The organism is Chitinophaga sp. 22308 (genome assembly GCF_052045305.1).
GTDB classification, from domain to species: Bacteria; Bacteroidota; Bacteroidia; order Chitinophagales; family Chitinophagaceae; genus Chitinophaga; species Chitinophaga varians_A.
In genome coordinates this window covers 297,420-316,774 of record NZ_JBQEOP010000005.1, presented here as the reverse complement: position 1 = coordinate 316,774, position 19,355 = coordinate 297,420, and the positions used below count along the sequence as shown (strand labels likewise).

At 50.6% G+C, this 19,355-nt stretch carries 16 protein-coding genes; 13 read left to right on the top strand and 3 right to left on the bottom strand.

Annotation, left to right across the window (positions count from 1 at the left end; all coding sequences use genetic code 11):
* The 8 genes from ACTJJS_RS21565 to ACTJJS_RS21530 all read left to right on the top strand — a co-directional run bounded on the left by ACTJJS_RS21565 (position 1) and on the right by ACTJJS_RS21530 (position 12,029).
* Positions 1-2,121, top strand: a complete 2,121-nt coding sequence (locus tag ACTJJS_RS21565) for a bifunctional aldolase/short-chain dehydrogenase (protein ID WP_440665201.1) — start codon at positions 1-3, stop codon at positions 2,119-2,121.
* Positions 2,122-2,135: 14 nt separating this feature from the next.
* Positions 2,136-3,410: a TIM barrel protein gene (locus tag ACTJJS_RS21560; protein WP_440665200.1), complete on the top strand. Its 1,275-nt coding sequence runs from the start codon at positions 2,136-2,138 to the stop codon at positions 3,408-3,410.
* 28 nt (positions 3,411-3,438) lie between these two features.
* On the top strand, positions 3,439-4,761 hold the full coding sequence (locus ACTJJS_RS21555) for an FGGY-family carbohydrate kinase (protein ID WP_440665199.1): 1,323 nt from the start codon (positions 3,439-3,441) through the stop codon (positions 4,759-4,761).
* 1 nt (position 4,762) lies between these two features.
* Positions 4,763-7,015, top strand: a complete 2,253-nt coding sequence (locus ACTJJS_RS21550) for an alpha-L-rhamnosidase-related protein (protein ID WP_440665198.1) — start codon at positions 4,763-4,765, stop codon at positions 7,013-7,015.
* Between the two features lie 3 nt (positions 7,016-7,018).
* Positions 7,019-8,050: a GntR family transcriptional regulator gene (locus ACTJJS_RS21545; protein ID WP_168871928.1), complete on the top strand. Its 1,032-nt coding sequence runs from the start codon at positions 7,019-7,021 to the stop codon at positions 8,048-8,050.
* Between the two features lie 186 nt (positions 8,051-8,236).
* Complete coding sequence (locus ACTJJS_RS21540) at positions 8,237-10,228, top strand: hypothetical protein (RefSeq protein WP_440665197.1); 1,992 nt, start codon at positions 8,237-8,239, stop codon at positions 10,226-10,228.
* Positions 10,229-10,353: 125 nt separating this feature from the next.
* Positions 10,354-11,094: an SDR family oxidoreductase gene (locus ACTJJS_RS21535; RefSeq protein WP_440665196.1), complete on the top strand. Its 741-nt coding sequence runs from the start codon at positions 10,354-10,356 to the stop codon at positions 11,092-11,094.
* 116 nt (positions 11,095-11,210) lie between these two features.
* Positions 11,211-12,029, top strand: a complete 819-nt coding sequence (locus ACTJJS_RS21530) for a helix-turn-helix domain-containing protein (protein WP_440665195.1) — start codon at positions 11,211-11,213, stop codon at positions 12,027-12,029.
* A 15-nt stretch (positions 12,030-12,044) separates the two neighbouring features.
* Here the strand turns inward: ACTJJS_RS21530 and ACTJJS_RS21525 are convergent, their stop codons facing one another.
* Genes ACTJJS_RS21525 through ACTJJS_RS21515 form a run of 3 tightly spaced genes read right to left on the bottom strand, consistent with a single transcriptional unit; the run spans position 12,045 to position 13,718 of the window.
* Complete coding sequence (locus tag ACTJJS_RS21525) at positions 12,045-12,794, bottom strand: SOS response-associated peptidase (RefSeq protein ID WP_440665194.1); 750 nt, start codon at positions 12,792-12,794, stop codon at positions 12,045-12,047.
* A 4-nt stretch (positions 12,795-12,798) separates the two neighbouring features.
* Positions 12,799-13,284 carry a hypothetical protein gene (locus ACTJJS_RS21520; protein ID WP_440665193.1) on the bottom strand — a complete coding sequence of 162 codons (486 nt, stop codon included), beginning with the start codon at positions 13,282-13,284 and terminating at the stop codon, positions 12,799-12,801.
* Positions 13,285-13,298: 14 nt separating this feature from the next.
* Positions 13,299-13,718: a LexA family protein gene (locus ACTJJS_RS21515; protein WP_440665192.1), complete on the bottom strand. Its 420-nt coding sequence runs from the start codon at positions 13,716-13,718 to the stop codon at positions 13,299-13,301.
* A gap of 462 nt (positions 13,719-14,180) precedes the next feature.
* Here ACTJJS_RS21515 and ACTJJS_RS21510 point away from each other — a divergent pair, with 462 nt between their 5' ends.
* The 5 genes from ACTJJS_RS21510 (at position 14,181) to hisB (ending at position 19,267) form a co-directional block, all read left to right on the top strand.
* Positions 14,181-14,699: an exonuclease gene (locus tag ACTJJS_RS21510; RefSeq protein ID WP_440665191.1), complete on the top strand. Its 519-nt coding sequence runs from the start codon at positions 14,181-14,183 to the stop codon at positions 14,697-14,699.
* A 197-nt stretch (positions 14,700-14,896) separates the two neighbouring features.
* Positions 14,897-15,751 carry an ATP phosphoribosyltransferase gene (gene hisG, locus ACTJJS_RS21505; protein WP_211092661.1) on the top strand — a complete coding sequence of 285 codons (855 nt, stop codon included), beginning with the start codon at positions 14,897-14,899 and terminating at the stop codon, positions 15,749-15,751.
* A gap of 18 nt (positions 15,752-15,769) precedes the next feature.
* The gene (gene hisD, locus ACTJJS_RS21500; protein WP_440665190.1) at positions 15,770-17,029 is read left to right on the top strand and encodes a histidinol dehydrogenase; all 1,260 of its coding nucleotides are present in this window, start codon (positions 15,770-15,772) and stop codon (positions 17,027-17,029) included.
* Between the two features lie 28 nt (positions 17,030-17,057).
* On the top strand, positions 17,058-18,134 hold the full coding sequence (gene hisC / locus ACTJJS_RS21495; protein ID WP_168871935.1) for a histidinol-phosphate transaminase: 1,077 nt from the start codon (positions 17,058-17,060) through the stop codon (positions 18,132-18,134).
* Positions 18,131-19,267 carry a bifunctional histidinol-phosphatase/imidazoleglycerol-phosphate dehydratase HisB gene (gene hisB / locus ACTJJS_RS21490; RefSeq protein ID WP_440665189.1) on the top strand — a complete coding sequence of 379 codons (1,137 nt, stop codon included), beginning with the start codon at positions 18,131-18,133 and terminating at the stop codon, positions 19,265-19,267. The genes hisC and hisB overlap by 4 nt, the downstream gene beginning before the upstream one ends.
* The last annotated feature ends 88 nt before the right edge of the window (positions 19,268-19,355 follow it).

Here is a 19,355-nt window from a genome sequence, read left to right as displayed (position 1 = left end):
ATGTCGCTGGAAAGAACACAGTTTAAAAATGTCAGTTATTTATGGGACGATGCTACCGCCGCTGCTATGGCCGGCGATGATGTAGCACTGCTGATATACCGCTCTAACCTGCTGGGGGCTGATCTGCGCCTTACCAACTATGGCGGTGGCAATACATCCTGTAAAGCCGTGGTGCCGGACCCACTTACCGGCAGGGAAACGGAGGTGATGTGGGTAAAAGGCTCCGGCGGCGACCTCGGCACCCTGAAACGTAATGGCCTCGCTGCGTTATACACAGACCGCCTTCGCAACCTGGAAAATGTATACCGGGGCATCGCCTTCGAAGACGAGATGGTGGAACTGTTCAATCTCTGCCTGTATGATCCTGCTTCCCGGCCTCCGTCCATCGATACCCCGCTGCATGCTTTTCTGCCATTCAATCATATCGACCACCTGCACCCGGACGCGGTGATAGCTATTGCTGCGGCGAAAAACGGTGAACAGATCACACAGGAACTGTTCGGAGGCACTATCGGCTGGGTGCCCTGGCAGCGCCCGGGCTTCGATCTCGGGCTGCAACTACGGAAATGCCTGCACGACCATCCGGGTATCAGGGGTATTATCCTTGGCTCCCATGGCCTGTTTACCTGGGGAGATACTGCCTTCGAATGTTATTTGAATACGTTGGAAGTGATCGATAAAGCGGCGGATTATATCCATGCGAAAGTATCTCAGCAGCCTGCTGTTTTTGGCGGCGCGGTGATACCACGCCTCCCGGAAGAAAAACGGCACAGTCAGGCAGCCGCACTGGCACCGGTATTGCGGGGTTTCGCCTCCTCTTATCAGTCGATGGTCGGACATTTTACGGATGTGCCTGACGTCATGGAGTTCATCAATGCGAAAGACCTGCACCGCCTGGCGCCTATGGGCACCAGTTGCCCGGACCATTTCCTGCGGACTAAAATCTCCCCGCTGGTACTGGATATCGGGCCGGAAGAAGACCTGCACGACCTGCCGGCGATGAAAAGCCGGATAGCGCCGCTGTTTGAAGCTTACCGGCAGATGTATGCGGAATATTATCAGCAATGCAGACATGATGATAGTCCGGCTATGCGCGACCCCAACCCGGTAGTGATACTGTGGCCCGGCATCGGTATGTTCACCTTTGCCAAAGATAAACAGACGGCCCGCGTGGCGGCAGAATTTTATATCAATGCCATCCATGTGATGCGTGGATCTGAAGCAATTTCTGAGTATATTTCGTTACCAAGGCAGGAAGCTTTTAATATCGAGTACTGGCTGCTGGAGGAGGCAAAGCTGCAACGTATGCCTAAGCCTAAAGCCCTCAGCGGCCGCGTGGCGCTGGTGACAGGCAGCGCCGGTGGCATCGGTAAAGCCATCGCCCGGAAATTTGTGGCGGAAGGTGCGGTCGTAGTGATCAGCGATAATGATGAAACACGCCTGCAAACCGCCAGCCGGGAGTTTGAACAGCAGCTGGGCAAAGACGCTTTCACCGCTGCGTTGCTGGATGTGACCCGCCCGGCTACTATTCAGCAGGCTTACACACAGGCGGCACTGACTTTCGGCGGGGTGGACCTGATTGTGAACTGTGCCGGCCTCTCTATCTCCAAACCGCTGGAAGCCCATACGGAGGCGGACTGGGACCTGCTCTACGATGTGCTCGTAAAAGGACAGTTCCTGGTTACGCAAGCCGGCGTGGAGGTGATGCGCAAACAACAGCTCGGTGGCGATGTGATCAATATAGTCAGCAAAAATGCCCTGATGAGCGGCCCGGACAATGCGGCCTACGGCTCGGCCAAAGCGGCGCAACTGCACCTTAGCAGGCTCAACGCCGCAGAGCTGGGAAAAGATCGTATACGCGTTAACGTTGTCAACCCGGATGCGGTCATCTCCGACAGTAAAATATGGGAAGGAGCCTGGGCGGAAGGCCGCGCCAAAGCCTATGGCATTACAGTGGCCGAACTGCCCGCATTCTATGCCAAACGCACACTGCTGAATGAAATCATCCTGCCGGAAGATATTGCCAACGCCTGCTTTGCACTGGCAGGCGGACTGCTTCATAAATCTACCGGCAACGTGCTCAACGTGGACGGCGGTATTGCCGCTGCTTTTGTCAGATAATAAAAACCGTTTGTATGCAGATAGACCAACACCGGATCGCGGCCTGTAATGAACCACTCACGGCGACGCACCAACGCAGGCTTCAGTCCCTTCGGGAGGAAATACCCCATACAGAAGACATCATCGGCAAACTGACCGCCTTCCAGGTGGCCATCCCCAGCTGGGCATTGGGAACAGGCGGCACCCGCTTCGGCCGCTTCCCCGGTGGCGGAGAACCCCGCTCGCTGGAAGAGAAACTGGAAGACATCGGACTCCTGCATGCGCTCAACCGCGGCAGCGGCGCGGTGTCCCTGCACATCCCCTGGGACATCCCGGCCAATGCGGCACATATCCGTGCGGTGGCCTCGCAGCTGGGACTGACATTCGATGCCATGAATTCAAATACCTTCCAGGACCAGCCCGGGCAGGAGCATAGCTATAAATTCGGCTCCCTCGCTCATACGGACAAGCATACACGCCAACAGGCGGTGGCGCATAACCTGGAAGTGATTCAATATGGCCGTGAACTGGGCTCCAAAGCACTTACCGTATGGCTGAGCGACGGCTCCTGCTTTCCCGGCCAACTCAATTTCCGCCGCGCATTCGATTGCGCACTGGAGAGCTTCGGCGAAATTTATCAGTCATTGCCGGACGACTGGAAACTGTTGATCGAATACAAAGCTTTTGAGCCTAACTTCTATTCCACCACGGTGGGCGACTGGGGCCAGTCGCTGTTATATGCTTCCAAACTGGGGCCTAAAGCCTTTACACTCGTGGACCTGGGACACCACCTGCCGAATGCCAACATCGAGCAGATTGTGGCCCTGCTGCTCCGCGAAGGTAAACTGGGCGGCTTCCACTTCAACGACTCCAAATATGGAGACGACGACCTGACAGTCGGCAGCATACGGCCCTATCAGCTGTTTCTCATCTTCAACGAACTGATAGACGGCATGGACGCAAGGCATATGCGGCACGCCACAGATATGGGCTGGATGATCGATGCAAGCCATAATGTAAAAGACCCGCTGGAAGACCTGCTACAGTCTGTGGAGGCTATCCGTATCGCTTATGCACAGGCCCTGCTGGTGGACCGTGAGCAGCTCACCGCCGCGCAAAATAATCACGATACGGTACTGGCACAGGAAATCCTGCAAAACGCCTTCCGTACAGATGTGCGGCCGCTGATAGCGGAAGCCCGTCTCCGTGCCGGCGGCGCACTGGACCCGCTGGCGGTTTTCAGGCAAACAAAAGTGCGCGACGAACTGGTACGCGAAAGAGGGAAAACTGCCGTCGCTACCGGGTTGTAAATTCATCTGCCGGTTAAATAAATTCCACATGCCCGTTCCCGTTATAGCTGTTTTTGATATCGGCAAAACCAATAAAAAACTGTTGCTGCTCAATGAACAATACCACATTGCCTTTGAGCAGCAGACCTGTATGCAGGAAACCACAGATGAAGCCGGCGACCCCTGTGAGGACTTGCACCTGCTGATAAACAATATGCGGCAGCAATTGGCCGCTGTATTGGCCATGGAGGCCTTTGAGGTAAAAGCGGTCAATGTGTCCGCCTATGGCGCCAGCCTTGTGTATATCGATGAAAGCGGCGCACCGGCCGGCCCGCTGTACAATTACCTGAAACCGTATCCGGAAGAGCTGTCAAACCGCTTTTATGCCGCTTATGGCGACCGTGAGCGCTTCTCCCATGAAACGGCTTCACCTGCTTTGGGCAGCCTCAATGCAGGGTTGCAGTTGTATCGCATACGTCACCGGCAGCCTTTGCTGTTTAGCCGTACCCGTTATGCCTTGCACCTGCCGCAGTTCCTCGGCTATCTCTTTTCGGGACAGGCATTTTCAGAGATGACCAGTATCGGCTGTCATACCGGGCTTTGGGACTTTACCCGCAAGCAGTACCACACATGGGTGGATAGGGAAGGTTGGCTCGATAAGTTGCCGCCGACCGTTCCTGCCACCCAGACTACCCCCGTGCATGTAGCGCATTATGCTTTACAGGCGGGCGTAGGCATACATGACAGTTCGGCCGCATTGGTGCCTTACCTGTTACAGTTCCACGAGCCATTTGTGCTGCTGTCTACCGGCACATGGTGCATCAGCATGAACCCTTTCAATCATGAACCCCTCACCACGGAAGAGCTGCAGCAGGACTGCCTCTGTTATATCCGCTACGACGGGCTGCCGGTAAAATCTTCCCGTTTGTTCGCCGGGCATACGCATGAAACAGCTGCGCATGAGATAGCAGGATTTTTTGGAGAAGATCATCAAAGTTATAAAGTACTGCCCTATGATCCGCAGGTAACGGCGCAGTTAGCACAATCGCCGGAATTTAGTATTTTGGAAATGTCGCGTTATGAAAACAGCACAGTGGCCTACCACCATCTGGTCATGATGCTGGTAAAACAACAACAGCACGCCACCCGGCTGGTACTGGGACATACAGCAGTAAAGAAATTATTTGTAGATGGCGGCTTTGCCCGTAATAACATCTATATGCAACTGCTGGCAAAGGCTTTTCCGGAAATGGAGGTGTATGCTGCCACAGTGTCCCAGGCATCAGCCATGGGCGCCGCGCTGGTAATACATGACAGCTGGAATACCCAACCCGTGCCTGCTGACCTGGTGCAACTGAAACACTACACCTGATATGCCGATAAAAAAATACATACCGCTATTGTTATTGCTGATGCCACTGTTCTCTCTGGCGCAGGGACAATGGACTGCCCGCTGGATAGGACTGGACACGCTTTCCACCCCTAATCAATGGACCGCCTATACGCAGAAAGCGGTTCGTACCACAAAGAAAAAGCAGGTGATCGCCCGTATCGCCACTGACAGCAAATATATGCTAGTGATCAATGACAGAACAGTACTCCGGGAAGGGCAGCTCAAACGCGGTCCCAACCCGCAGGACACCTACTTCGACGAGTTAGATATCGGGCCCTTTCTGCAAAAGGGGGAAAATACGATCACTGTGATCACATGGTTCTGGGGCAAAGAAGGGTTTGCCCACAAAAACAGCGGTCGTAATGCGCTGTTGTTTCAATGTGAAGATACGGCCTTCAATAGCAATACGTCCTGGAAGGCCCGCCGGATGAAAGAATATTATAACCCTGACGGCATACAGCCCAACTTCCGCCTCGCGGAAACCAACGTAGGTTTTGATGCAGGCAAAGCCGGCGCTGAAACGTGGCAGCCGGTGACTGACTTCGGTGCGCCGCCGGTGGCGCCCTGGCATCAGCTGGTAAAAAGGGATATTCCCTTCTTCCGGGAAACTGAACTGAAAAACTATATCGGAGAACCGCTGAAAAACGGCGATACGCTGATCTGCCGCCTGCCTTATAATGCGCAGGTAACGCCGGCATTTACCGTCACGGCGCGGGCAGGCCTGAAAATACAGCTGCTGACAGATAATTACCTCACCGCCGGCGATCCCGAACTGGCCAGTGTGCGCACGGAATATATTACCCGGGAAGGGGAGCAGTCATTTGAAACCCCTGCATGGATGAACGGCCATTACGTAAAATATGTGATGCCGCCGGCAGTGAAAGTTCTCTCCCTGCAATACCGCGAAAGCGGCTACGATACCAGGCTGGCTGGATCTTTCCACTCAAATGATTCAGCTTTGAATACCCTGTGGCAGAAAGCCCAGCGCACCTTGTATGTAAACATGCGGGATAATTATTTCGACTGCCCCGACAGGGAAAGGGCCCTCTGGTGGGGCGATGTGGCCACTGAAATAGGAGAGACGTTCTACGCTCTGGACACGAATGCGAATCAACTATCCCGAAAGGCTATACGAAATCTGGTAGACTGGCAGGCGCCGGACAGCAGTCTGTATGCTCCCATTCCTGCCGGCAACTGGCATCAGGAACTGCCGCAACAGATACTCGCAGCTATTCATGGTATGGAAACCTACTACCTGTACACCGGCGATACGGCCATGATGCGGTACGTCTATCCCGCCGTCAAAAGATACCTGTCACTGTGGAAAACGGATGAACGCGGCATGATCATTCACCGCAAAGGCGGATGGGACCTGCCGGACTGGGGCGCTAATATCGACGCATCGTTGTTAGACAACGCCTGGTATATTGTTGCGGCGAAGGCGGTGGTGACCATGGCGTCACTGAGTGAGGATAAAACATATGCAGCACAGCTCGAAAAACAAATAGAGAAAGTGACTTACGCGTCGCGGCAATATTGCCTGCGGAACGGTGTTTACCGTTCTCCTGATTATCAGGGAGAGACAGACGACCGTGCCAATGCAATGGCTGTCATAGCCGGCATCGCCCGGGTGACAGATTATCCGGCCATTATCAAATTGTTGGAAACAGCGCGCCATGCAAGCCCTTATATGGAAAAATATGTGCTGGAAAGCCTGTTTGCCATGAACGCGCCCGGAGAAGCTTTGGAAAGAATGAAATTACAGTACCAGGTAATGATCGATAACCGGTACACCACGCTCAATGAATTGTTTGATGCCAACGAAGGCGGTACCAATAACCACGCCTGGTCCGGCGGTCCGCTTACGCTGCTGTCGCAATATGCATGTGGGATTGTGCCGCTGAGGCCCGGTTACGAGCGCTATCTCGTAAAACCGATGCCCGGCGGGCTCACTGTTGCCGGCTGCGCTCATGAAACCATCAAAGGACGTATAGCCGTGCAGTATGCCAAAACTGATTACGGCATGAAGCTGGAACTGAATGTGCTGCCTGCAACGCAGGTGGCCGTGGCCATCCCTTATGAAGAAGGACAGAAGGTGGTGGTGAATGGCCAGGACGCATTTGTCGGCGGTGGTTTTATTCCCGTAAGAGGGCTGTCCTGGATTGGCATAGAGAATGGCTACATGTATTTTTCAACGAACATAAAAGGTAAATATGTTTTTGAAACTTATTGAGATATGAAAGCACCCAGACTGATAGACCTGATTGTGATAGACGAGTACTCCGCCACGCCGAAATACCTGCAGCTGGCCAATTCCATCCTGAAAGGACTGGAGAACGGACAAATCAAACCGGCAGACGTGCTGCCCTCTATCAATGAACTTAGCTTTGAACTGGATATCTCCCGCGATACGGCGGAGAAAGGTTACCGTTACCTGAAAAAAACAGGCGTGTTGGGTTCTGTGCCTGGCAAAGGATACTTTATTCCCGATAATGAAGTACCGGCTATCCCACGTATTTTTCTGTTGTTCAATAAACTCAGTGCGCACAAAAAAATCGTGTACGATGCTTTCATGGCGGCTTTGGGCGATCAGGTGGCCGTGGATTTTTATGTCTACAACAATGATTATGCGTTGTTCAAAAAATTGCTGACCAATAAAAGAGAAGACTATTCCTATTACGTGATCATCCCTCATTTCACAGAAAGAGGAGAGAAAGCGCATGCGATCATCAATACATTGCCCAAAGACAAACTGGTGATACTGGATAAAAAAGTAGACGGTATCACCGGTGATTTTGGCGCGGTGTATGAAAATTTTGAGGAAGATATTTACAATGCCCTGCGGGAAGCACGTCCTGCACTGAGCAAGTATCATACGCTGAAGATCATCTTTCCTGATGACTGTTACATCCCGTCGGAACTGTTGACCGGATTTACCCGCTTTTGCCAGGACTATGCCTTCTCCTATAAAATCCTGCACGATGCAGCAGATGAGCCGGTGAATACAGGCGAGGTATATATTACGTTGATGGAAGACGACCTGGTAAAACTGATAGAGAAGATCAACGCTTTGGAGTTGACGGTTGGAACAGATGTGGGCGTGATTTCCTACAACGAAACACCGCTGAAACGTATCATTCTCAATGGTATTACCACCATATCCACTGATTTTCAGAAGATGGGGGAACTGGCCGCCCGGCTGGTCCTGGAGCGCTCGGTAGCGCATATGGAAGTGCCTTTTCGTCTCCGGTTAAGGGCTTCTCTCTGATATTATGCTTTGCGTGTATATACGTAATCGCAGAATGCGTATTTACAGAACGCTTTTTGTGTTGCTGAAGCTGTAATTTCGTATCGCAGTTTCCGGAAAACGGCATACAGTTCACTTTACCCCAAAAACTCCAAAAACTACAAGGTACGCCTGTGCAATACCTCGTTGTACTTAAACCCCAACATCATGAAAAAGTTAGCAGCAAGTCTGGCTGGCGCTATCGGATCGCGCTACCTGAAAAACAGGAACCAGCTTATCCTCGTCGAATACGGCGGTTTTATTTCCACTATTGATCTTTCTCCTGCCGCCGCTACAGTGGTATCCCAGGGCACTGTTGATATAAAAGGCACCTGGTCGTTTGACTGTGAAACCGGTACCAATGTTCCCATGGGCGGCAACGCTGATATTTTCTGGGAACAGATCGATGCCGTCAAAAGACAAATGGTGCCACAAGGCAATGCCGGTATCATCAATCTGGGCGTTACTGATTTTAACCTGGTAACGGCCGCTTCCCTGCAATCCTACGCCTACAGCAATACGCCCGTGATTGGTAATAATGATGCCACAAATAAACTGGTCAACGGTGATGTCTTTTGTGTACAGACAAAAGAAGGTAACTATTGCAAATTAAAGGTGATCACTTACGGTTATAATCTTACCGTGCAGTGGGTCACTTATAGGTTAAACCCCATCTACAGGCATATCGGCAGCGGATACAATCAGCCGGAAGATATTGCCGCGACAGCCAATGAACAAACCGCCTACGTAACAGAACGCGCCGGTAACCTGCTGAAAGTGAACCTCGCCACAGCAGACCGTTCTGCGGCAGCTGTGGTATGCTCCGGCCTCAATACGCCACAGCAGCTGTGGCTGGACGAAGCGCATATGCAGGCTTACGTAGTGGAATATGCCAATCCTGGTAATCTGGTACGTGTGGACCTGAACACCGGTGCCAAAACAGTATTGTATAGCGGCCTTAACCTCGCGGTGGGATTAACCCTTACCGCTGACCTGTCTGCCGCCTATGTGACTGAACAGGGCGGAACGCCCGGTATCAGCCGCATTACCCTGGCCACCGGCACTAAAACGCTCATCGCGGGCGGATTGACAGCCCCCTTCTTCCTGACCTGGGCAGACACCACTGAAACCCGGCTGCTGGTAGCAGAACGTGACCCGGCCAATCGCATCTCCGCGGTAGACGTTACCCAAACCAGCGGTAATGTTAATGTGTTCATCGGTGGTACGGCTTCACGTCCGTCCAGTATCGCGGTGATACAGCCGGGCAACTACTGTGTATGCTGCAATGATGAAGTGGACCAGTACACGCTGACCGCCACTTCCGGCAACTGGCTCTACAAAGGCATCGGTTATGTGCCCTGGAACCTCATCACTGCCGCAGGTAAAGCTGATACTACCACCCAACCGGCCTATCCTTTTCAGTTCCCCAAAGATTCGCCTTTTGGTGGCACATTGCCGGTGAATATCGATCATTATAATGCCTGGAACAACAATGTGCGTTACTATAAAGTGCTGGTAGACGGCAGTCCGCGTTTTGATTCGTGGAATGATCTCCGACTCAATCCCGTGAATGGCCATTATGATATCATCGAGCTGCAAAAGCCTGATGTCAATGGTTTCTATGGCATTCACAATCCTGCGTTCGTGTACTACAATACCGATCTGGGTTGCCTGTTGAACAGTGTGTCTGTGCCTAACGGCGCACATACGCTTAAACTGGAATTTTACGATGGATCACATGTGTTATTGTCTTCCATGAGCAATGCGTTGCTGGTGAATAATGATCAGTGTGTGGCCAGTATGGACATCCCGTTATTGAATATTACGCCGGCAGATCCGAATTGTGGCTATCTGAAATACACCAATACCGCAGATATTGTGAAGTTACATTGGACAGCTTCTCACCCGCAGGGATTTGCTACCTGGTCTTTTGGTATCATCAAAGGTGCTCATGGTTATTTTGGCACGTCCGGTGCTTTGTTTCCGGCTACCTTCCATACAGAAACGTTTACTAAAAGCGTGGCAGACATGCTGGGCGCCTGTCCTGGCGTAGCGGCCTTTGCCGAGTCTTTGTATGTGGCGTCTACGGTGATTAATGGGGTAGGGCGTCAGAGCCAGTATGATGCGTCTGCGTCTATTGCTTTCTGTCTGGCACCGTAATGACGGATTAATTTGATTTAACCAATCCGGTTACAATATTTACCAATCCGGCTACTTTTTGCAAATAAGTAAGGAGGAAATTTGTATCGTAATTGGATTGGTTAAATCAATTAAGCGTATAACTTATGCAAAATCAAATCAGGGAAAAAGTTGTTGTCATTACCGGCGCAAGCGCTGGTATTGGTGAAGCTACAGCCTTAACATTGGCGGAAGCAGGTGCGAAAGTAGTGCTGGGCGCCCGCAGGACAGAACAGCTGGAAAAAATCACCGGAATAATTAACAGGAACGGTGGAGATGCTGCGTTTCTGGAAACAGATGTGAAGCATAAAAGTGATCTGGTAAGGCTGGCGGAGCTGGCAGTGAATAAATATGGAAGATTGGATGTTATGGTGAACAATGCCGGCGTTTGTCACCTCAGCCGGATAGATGAGATGGACATTCCAGGCTGGGAAGAAATGATAGATATTAACCTGAAAGGTGTTTTGTACGGAATGGCTGCTGCCATGCCGCATTTTAAAAAGCAGCAATCGGGGCATATTGTTAATATTATCTCTACCGCAGGAATTAAAATTGTTCCGACACAGGGGGTATATGCAGCGACTAAAAATGCAGTCCGTACTATGGCGGAGGCATTTCGCCAGGAATCGGACGGTACAATAAGGATCACCGGTATTTCCCCAGGTTTTGTGAAAACCGGTTTTATCAGGGATGTCAAAGAACAAACGTTGAAAGCGGCCATGCTAAAGGATATGGAGCAATGGGCGATTCCCCCGGGAGCGGTGGCGAATGCGGTGCTGTATGCTATTGGTCAGCCACAGGAAGTGGAAATTGGTGATATCGTCATTCGGCCTTCAGCTCAAAAATGAGTACATTTAGTATGTTGAAAATGAAAAATACATCCGGTACATATCATTTTAACAGTATTTCCCAGTTGATGCGCTACCTGGGACAGCCTGCGCCATTGCACCCGTTGATAGGGTGGGTGGACTACAGCAAAGGATTAATAAACACCTTTGAAAAGGATGCCAAAATCAGTCTTGATTTCTATAAAATTTCATTTAAAAAAGAATTTAAAGGACAGGTAAAATATGGTCAGGGATATTATGATTTTGAAGAAGGTGGGTTGGCCTTTTTGAAACCCAGACAGATAGTTGTGTCTTCCGGGAATACAGATAGTTATGAGGGTTGCGTATTATATTTTCATCCTGACTTTATCAGAAATTATCCCCTGGGCAACCAGGTAAATCAATACGGCTTTTTCTCCTATGCCGTTTCAGAAGCACTGTTTTTATCAGCAAAAGAGAAAGATATTATCGGGAATTTGTTTAGTACAATAGCGGGTGAGCTGGAAACGAATATTGACAAGTTCAGCCAGGATATCCTGGTAGCGCAGATTGAACTGCTGTTGAGCTACAGTAACCGCTTCTACAACCGGCAGTTTATTACCCGGAAAACCATTAATCACCAGGTGATAGCTTCGTTGGATAAACTGCTGGATGAATACTTCAATGGAAATCATGGATTGGAGGCAGGTGTACCTTCCGTTCAGCAAATCAGTAGCCGATTGAATTTATCGCCACGTTACTTAAGTGATATGTTACGTTCCCTTACAGGATTAAACACACAACAGTATATTCAAAACAAGTTGATTGACTATGCTAAGGATTTACTCAGCACCACTGCTCTTTCTGTAGCCGAAATTGCCTATCGGTTAGGGTTTGAACATCCGCAATCTTTTAGTAAACTATTTAAGACAAAAACCGACCAGACCCCGGTTAGGTACAGGCAGTTATTTAACTGAGGCGCCAATTGCTGTCTACATAACAGCCGGCAGCCCTTCATATTCCACCCGTGCAATCACCGTTTCATCATCAGGCTTTACTTTACGAACAGAATTCACCGGCCAGTATTCCAGTTGTTCGGCCGGATATTCATGCTGAATAATATTACGTATATCCGTGTCTGTTAGATCTTTTTTGATCCATTGCAGCGCCAGGTCATCCGGTAGCATCAGCGGCATTCTGCCGGCATTGTCGCCACCATTGTGTATTTGCCGCATCACGGAGTTGGCGGCGCGGGTGAGCAGAGTGAAAGTAGGGATGCGTTCAGGTTTGTCCACGTCCCAGGAGTTGGAGTAGGCCCATAATCCGGCGATGAAGAAAATTTCCTGTTCACGGGAATGAATATAGTAAGCTACTTTGTTTTTCCAGCCGGGTATCTGCCGGTATTCGAAGAAACCCGTCACCGGTACGAGGCAGCGCTGGTGCCGGATAGCGTTCCACATGGTGCCGCTTTCCGGAACTTTTTCGCTACGGGCGTTCAGGTACATTTGCCGTTGTCTTTTCACTTTTTCGGCGGTGTCCAGCAGCCTTGGAATAGGGCCCCAGGTGAACCTGTCCAGCTGTGGTCCGTTGTTGTCCACGATAACAGGCCATTGTGGAAAAGACATGCCTATTTTATGATAAGTGGGGGCAAAGTCGAAATCCAGGTTGATGCCTGTCTGTAGCAGGGGCACCCGCTTCAGGATCTTTTGCAGGTTGGCATTCAGCGCAATATCGTAACACATTATTTTAGTAGCTTTCTATTGCCGGTAAAGGTACTTTTATTTCTTCATCTCCATATTTCAGGGAGAGATATAGTTCCCCGTATTGCAGGGCGTATTGAATACAGATATCTTCCGTGGGCCAGGTGGTATATTGACTGATATAATGTTTCACATGCTGTACCAGCTGCGGGGCCGGGGCTTCATGCTCCGGGTCTATCAGGGCCAGATATATTTTGTAGCCCGCAGGCTGTGTGGCGGCGTGGCGCAACTTTTCTTCTTCTTCCGGATGAGAGGTCTGGTAGATGTACTTGCGCCGGTCGAACCGGATATGCTGGAAATGTGCGTTGGCGCTGGCAATGTCTTTATATGGTGTGATCAGAAATGCTTCCCGGATATGGGTATCAGCAGCTGAGATGCCGGCAGGATAACCCTGGCGGACAAAGAAGTGGTATTCTTCTTCCAGCAGCGCGGATAACAGCGCTGCCGACAATAACGTTAACGGATGATGCATAAGTTGTTGTTTCGCTATTTACGCATGTCCACAATTACCGCCGTTACAATGCCCCATACCTGGAAATCCGCGTCGTCCGTGATCATCACCGGTTTGTGAAACGGGTTCTCCGGATGTAATACCCAGTTGCGCCCCGCTTTTACCAGCCGCTTGATGGTAAACTCGCCATTCAGCGTGCCAACGATAATATCGCCGGTAGAAGGCCGGATGGACCGGTCCACCACGGCAAGGCTGCCATCCGGGATATGCGCCTCGCTCATACTGTCACCTTTTACTCTTACAATAAAGGCGTTGCGGGCATCTGTGGGTATAATACGGGAAAGATCGATCCTTTCCTGTTCGTTGTCAAAGGCAGGTGAGGGAAGCCCCGCGGCAATACTGGTATCAAAATATGGCAGGGTCATGTCAGGCTCACTCCACTTCATTGCTTCCATACAACTATCGCTTTAAATGAATACTAATATTATTAGCAAAATAAAGCTAAATAATTTAGTTTAAGAAATACATTAACAGATCATTTGCAAAGCCCGTAACCCCCATTGGATGCTAACTGCCGGCTAATCAACCGGATGGGGGAAATGATTGCTAAAACAGGCGCACCGTAAAAATTTTCCGGCTGAAACCCGGCAGCGCTCCGCTGCGAAGGCATTTCAGAATATGGGAATTATTTCTATATTTGTAACGCAATTTGTACGGAGGAACAGGATTTTTAAGTTCCCGGATTAACCAACATAGCCCCACGCCCGCAGCTATATCCCGCTTACTTTCAGTTATTCCGTCGATTTTTTATGAAAACAGCATCCGGGAGATGTGATCCTCGTGTGCCACAGCGCCGTGCCACAATGAGAATGCATTCGCCGGTGCATATTTGTTAACAACTTTAATACGATCAACCTATGGCTTACATAATGGTAGATGTAGAATCAGACGGCCCCATCCCCGGAGACTATTCCATGATCTCTTTCGGCGCCGTACTGGTAGATGAAGCCCTGAACACCACGTTCTACGGGCAGTTAAAACCCATTTCAGATAATTATGTCCCTGAAGCGCTGGCCGTGTCCGGCCATACACGGGAAGAAACCCTGCAATTCGATGACCCCCGGAAGGTCATGTCGGCCTTCGCCGCATGGCTTGGCAGGAACTGTAAGGACAGGCCCGTGTTTATCAGCGATAACAACGGGTTCGACTGGATGTTCATCTGCTGGTATTTTCATCATTTCACTGGCAGCAATCCCTTCGGCCACAGCTCCCAGAACCTGGGCAGCCTGTACAAGGGAATGGTAAATGATACCTTTAAGAATTTTAAACACCTGCGCCGGACCAAACACACCCATCACCCTGTTGATGACGCCATCGGCAACGCGGAAGCCTTGCTGACACTTAAAAAAGAATATGGACTGAAAATTAAATGGTGATTAACAAAAAAATAAGTTTGATTTCCCGATTTACTTATTATTTTTGTACCCGACATTATGATTATCAACGTACATATCCATCATCACCATCATTCTTACCGAGCAGGTAGGCTGGGATGATAATGTGTATACAACCATATTAGATTCATCATCAGGGGCTTACCACACGGTAAGCCCTTTTTTTATTTTTACACATCATGAAACTAAAGATCGCCATCCAGAAATCCGGCCGCCTGCACGATGATTCCATCAAATTATTGAAGGAATGCGGCATCGACATTAACAATGGTGTTAACAAACTGAAAACGGAAGCCAGCAACTTCCCGCTGGAAGTGTTCTTCCTCCGTGATGATGATATTCCGCAATACATTGAAGACGGCGTGGCAGATATTGGTATCGTCGGCGAAAACGTAGTATTAGAGAAGAAAAAACAGGTCAACATTGTTGAGAAACTGAACTTCGGCAAATGCCGCCTGTCCATGGCGGTGCCTAAATCCTTTGAATACAATTCTGTAAAGGATTTGGAGAACACCCGCATCGCTACCAGCTATCCGGTGATCGTACAGGAATTCCTGCAACGCAACGGTATCAAAGCTGAAATACACGAGATCAGCGGATCTGTGGAGATAGCGCCCGGCATTGGCCTGGCAGACGCGATCTGTGACCTTGTCAGCAGTGGTTCCACCCTCTTCATGAACGGCCTGAAAGAAGTGGAGACCGTCCTTAAATCAGAAGCGGTGCTCGCTGCCTGCCATAACCTGCAACCGGAACAACAACAGCTGCTCGACAAACTGGTGTTCCGCATTCAGGCGGTGAAAAGGGCTAAAAACACCAAATACATCCTGCTCAACGCGCCTAATGAAAAACTCAATGATATCATTGGCCTGCTGCCCGGCATGAAAAGTCCTACAGTATTGCCGTTGGCACAAGAAGGATGGAGCTCCGTTCACTCCGTGCTCAATGAAAATGATTTCTGGGACATCATCGAAAGCCTGAAAGCCGCCGGCGCACAAGGTATCCTCGTAGTGCCCATCGAAAAAATGGTGATCTGATAAAAAGCAACAACAAACATGCAAACAATAAAATTTCCCGATAAAGCTACCTGGAACACTTTGCTGCAACGCCCGGTGATGGATACTTCAGCGCTGGAAGCCAAAGTGGAAGCCATTCTTCGCGATGTACAGCAGAATGGCGACCAGGCGGTGAAAAAATATGCGGCTGAATTTGACAAGGTGCAACTGACAGAGCTGGAAGTAAAACCGGAAGCATTCACCGCAGCGGAAGCAGCCCTGGAACCTGCGCTGAAAGCAGCTATTCAGCAGGCGGCTAAAAACATCGCCACTTTCCACAAAGCACAACAGGAAAAAACACAGATCATCGAAACCATGCCCGGCGTACAATGCTGGCGCAAACCGGTAGGCATTGAGAAAGTAGGACTGTATATCCCCGGTGGCTCTGCGCCACTGTTCTCTACCATCCTGATGCTGGGCATTCCTGCTACCATCGCCGGTTGTAAGGAGATCATCCTCTGTACGCCTTCGTTGCACCCGGCTATCCTGTATACGGCTCAACTGGTGGGCATCTCCCGGGTATTCACCATCGGCGGGGTACAGGCCATCGGTGCTATGGCCTATGGCACAGAAACAGTGCCCAGGGTGTATAAAATTTTCGGTCCGGGCAACCAGTACGTTACCTGCGCCAAACAGCTGGTCAACAAAAGAGGTGTGGCCATCGATATGCCTGCCGGTCCTTCGGAAGTGGCTGTGCTGGCAGATGACAGCTGTGTGCCCGATTTTGTGGCAGCCGATCTGCTCTCCCAGGCGGAACACGGTCCGGACAGCCAGGTGGTGCTGGTCACCACCAGCGAAAAAGTAATCGCAGACGTGGAAAAAGCCCTGCAGGCGCAGCTGGACAAGCTGCCCCGCAAATCCATCGCCACGGCGGCGCTGGACAACAGTAAGATGATTTTGGTGCAGGATCTTGATACCGCTATGGAGATGCTCAACGCGTATGCGCCTGAACACCTGATCCTGGCCTGCCGTAACGAGCTCAACGTGGCAGATAAGGTAACCAACGCGGGCTCCGTGTTCCTGGGCAACTATACACCGGAAAGCGCAGGCGACTACGCCTCCGGCACCAACCACACCCTGCCTACCAACGGCTATGCCACCGCCTACAGCGGCGTGTCTTTGGATAGTTTTGTAAAGAAAATTACCTTCCAGCAGATAACACCACAGGGCCTTCAGCAAATCGGGCCCACTATTGAAGCCATGGCCGCGGCAGAAGGACTGGACGCACACAAAAACGCCGTGTCTGTCAGATTGCAGTAACTACATATTAAAATATTAAAATATCAAGATGTTTAATCTGGAATCCCTGCTCAGGGAAAATATAAAAAGACTGGTGCCGTATTCTTCCGCAAGGGATGAATTCAAAGGGCAGGCGTCCGTATTCCTGGATGCCAACGAAAACGCCTTCGGATCGCCGCTGCCGGTGAACTATAACCGGTATCCTGACCCGATGCAATGGCCGCTGAAATACAAACTGGCCGAAATCAAAGGTGTGCCGCCGCAGAACATCTTCCTCGGCAATGGCAGCGATGAGCCTATCGACCTGCTGTACCGCGCTTTCTGCAATCCTGGTGGCCGCGATAACGTGGTGCTGTGCCCGCCCACCTACGGCATGTACGAGGTGAGCGCCCACATCAACGACGTGACCATCCGCAAAGTAAGCCTCACCCCCGATTTCCAGCTGGACCTCGAAGGGCTGCAACAGGCAGTGGATGAAAATACCAAACTGGTGTTTATCTGCTCTCCTAACAATCCTACCGGTAATTCTATCAACCGGTCAGATATAGAACTGCTGCTGAATAATTTCGACGGTATCGTGGTGATCGATGAAGCATACATCAATTTCTCCCGCCAGAAGTCCTTCATACAGGAGCTGACAGAATATCCCAATCTGGTGGTGCTGCAAACCCTGTCCAAAGCATGGGGACTGGCCGGCCTCCGCGTAGGCATGGCTTTCGCCGGCGAAGACATCATCAATGTTTTCAATAAGGTAAAACCGCCGTACAATATCAGCCAGGCTACACAGGAACTGGCCTTGCAGGCGCTGGACAACGTGGCGCGCGTCAATGAATGGATACGCGACATCGTGATAGAACGTGACCTGCTCTCTGCCGGCCTGGAACAGCTGCCGCAGGTGCTGAATGTATATCCCAGCGACGCCAACTTTATTCTGGTGCAGACCACCGACGCAAAAGGCATCTATCAATACCTCACCGAACGTGGCATCGTGGTGCGCGACCGCTCCAAAGTAGAGCTTTGCATGGGCTGTCTCCGCATCACCGTAGGCACACCGGAAGAAAATGTGCAGTTGCTCGACGCATTAAAAACTTTTAACCTGAAAACTGAAACACCGGTATCAGCATGAAACGAGTGCTCTTTATAGACCGCGACGGTACCCTTATCAAAGAAGTGCCGCCTACCTATCAGATCGATAGCCTGGATAAAGTGGAGTTTTATCCGAAAGTATTTGTGAACATGGCCCGTATTGCGGCCGAGCTGGACTATGAGCTGGTGATGGTCACCAATCAGGACGGACTGGGTACGGCTTCTTTCCCTGAAGATACGTTCTGGCCCGCTCAGAACATGATCCTCAAAGCATTTGAAAATGAAGGGGTGACCTTCAGCGAAATATTCGTTGACCGCAGTTTCCCGGCAGACAATGCGCCTACGCGCAAGCCTGGTACCGGTATGCTGACCCGCTTTTTCTCCGACGGTTATGACCTGGCCAATTCTTTCGTGATCGGCGACCGTATCACCGATGTGCAGCTGGCCAAGAACCTCGGCGCCAAAGCGATCTGGCTCAATGAAGGCAATAACCTCGGCGGCACCGAAATCAGTGATACCCTGCAGGCCCTCGAATCAGTGATCGCACTGGAATCTACCGACTGGGACCGGATTTATGAGTTCCTGAAACTGGGCTTGAGAACGGTAACGCATGTACGAAAAACAAATGAAACCGATATTACCATCGACATTAACCTGGACGGTAGCGGTAAAGCAAACGTACATACCGGCCTGGGTTTCTTTGATCACATGCTGGACCAGATCGCCCGCCACGGCTCCATCGATCTCAGCATCACGGCCAAAGGCGATCTGCATATAGACGAACATCATACGATTGAAGATACCGGCATCGCCCTCGGTGAAGCCATTGCCCGGGCGCTGGGCGATAAACGCGGCATCGAACGGTATGGCTTCTGCCTGCCCATGGACGACTGCCTGGCGCAGGTGGGCATCGACTTCGGCGGCCGTAACTGGCTGGTATGGGACGCTGAATTTAAACGGGAGAAAATAGGGGAGATGCCTACAGAGATGTTCTTCCATTTCTTTAAATCCTTCTCCGACGGCGCTAAAGCCAATCTTAACATCAAAGCGGAAGGCGAAAATGAACATCATAAGATAGAAGCGATCTTTAAATGTTTCGCCAAAGCTATCCGGATGGCGGTAAAACGCAATCCCTATAATATGCAGCTGCCGAGCACCAAGGGTATGTTGTAGCAGACGAAAAAAAAATTTGCATTTGTTATAAAAATGTTCCAATTTTGTCTCGCTATGAATAATAACATGACAAATAAACATTGGTGGT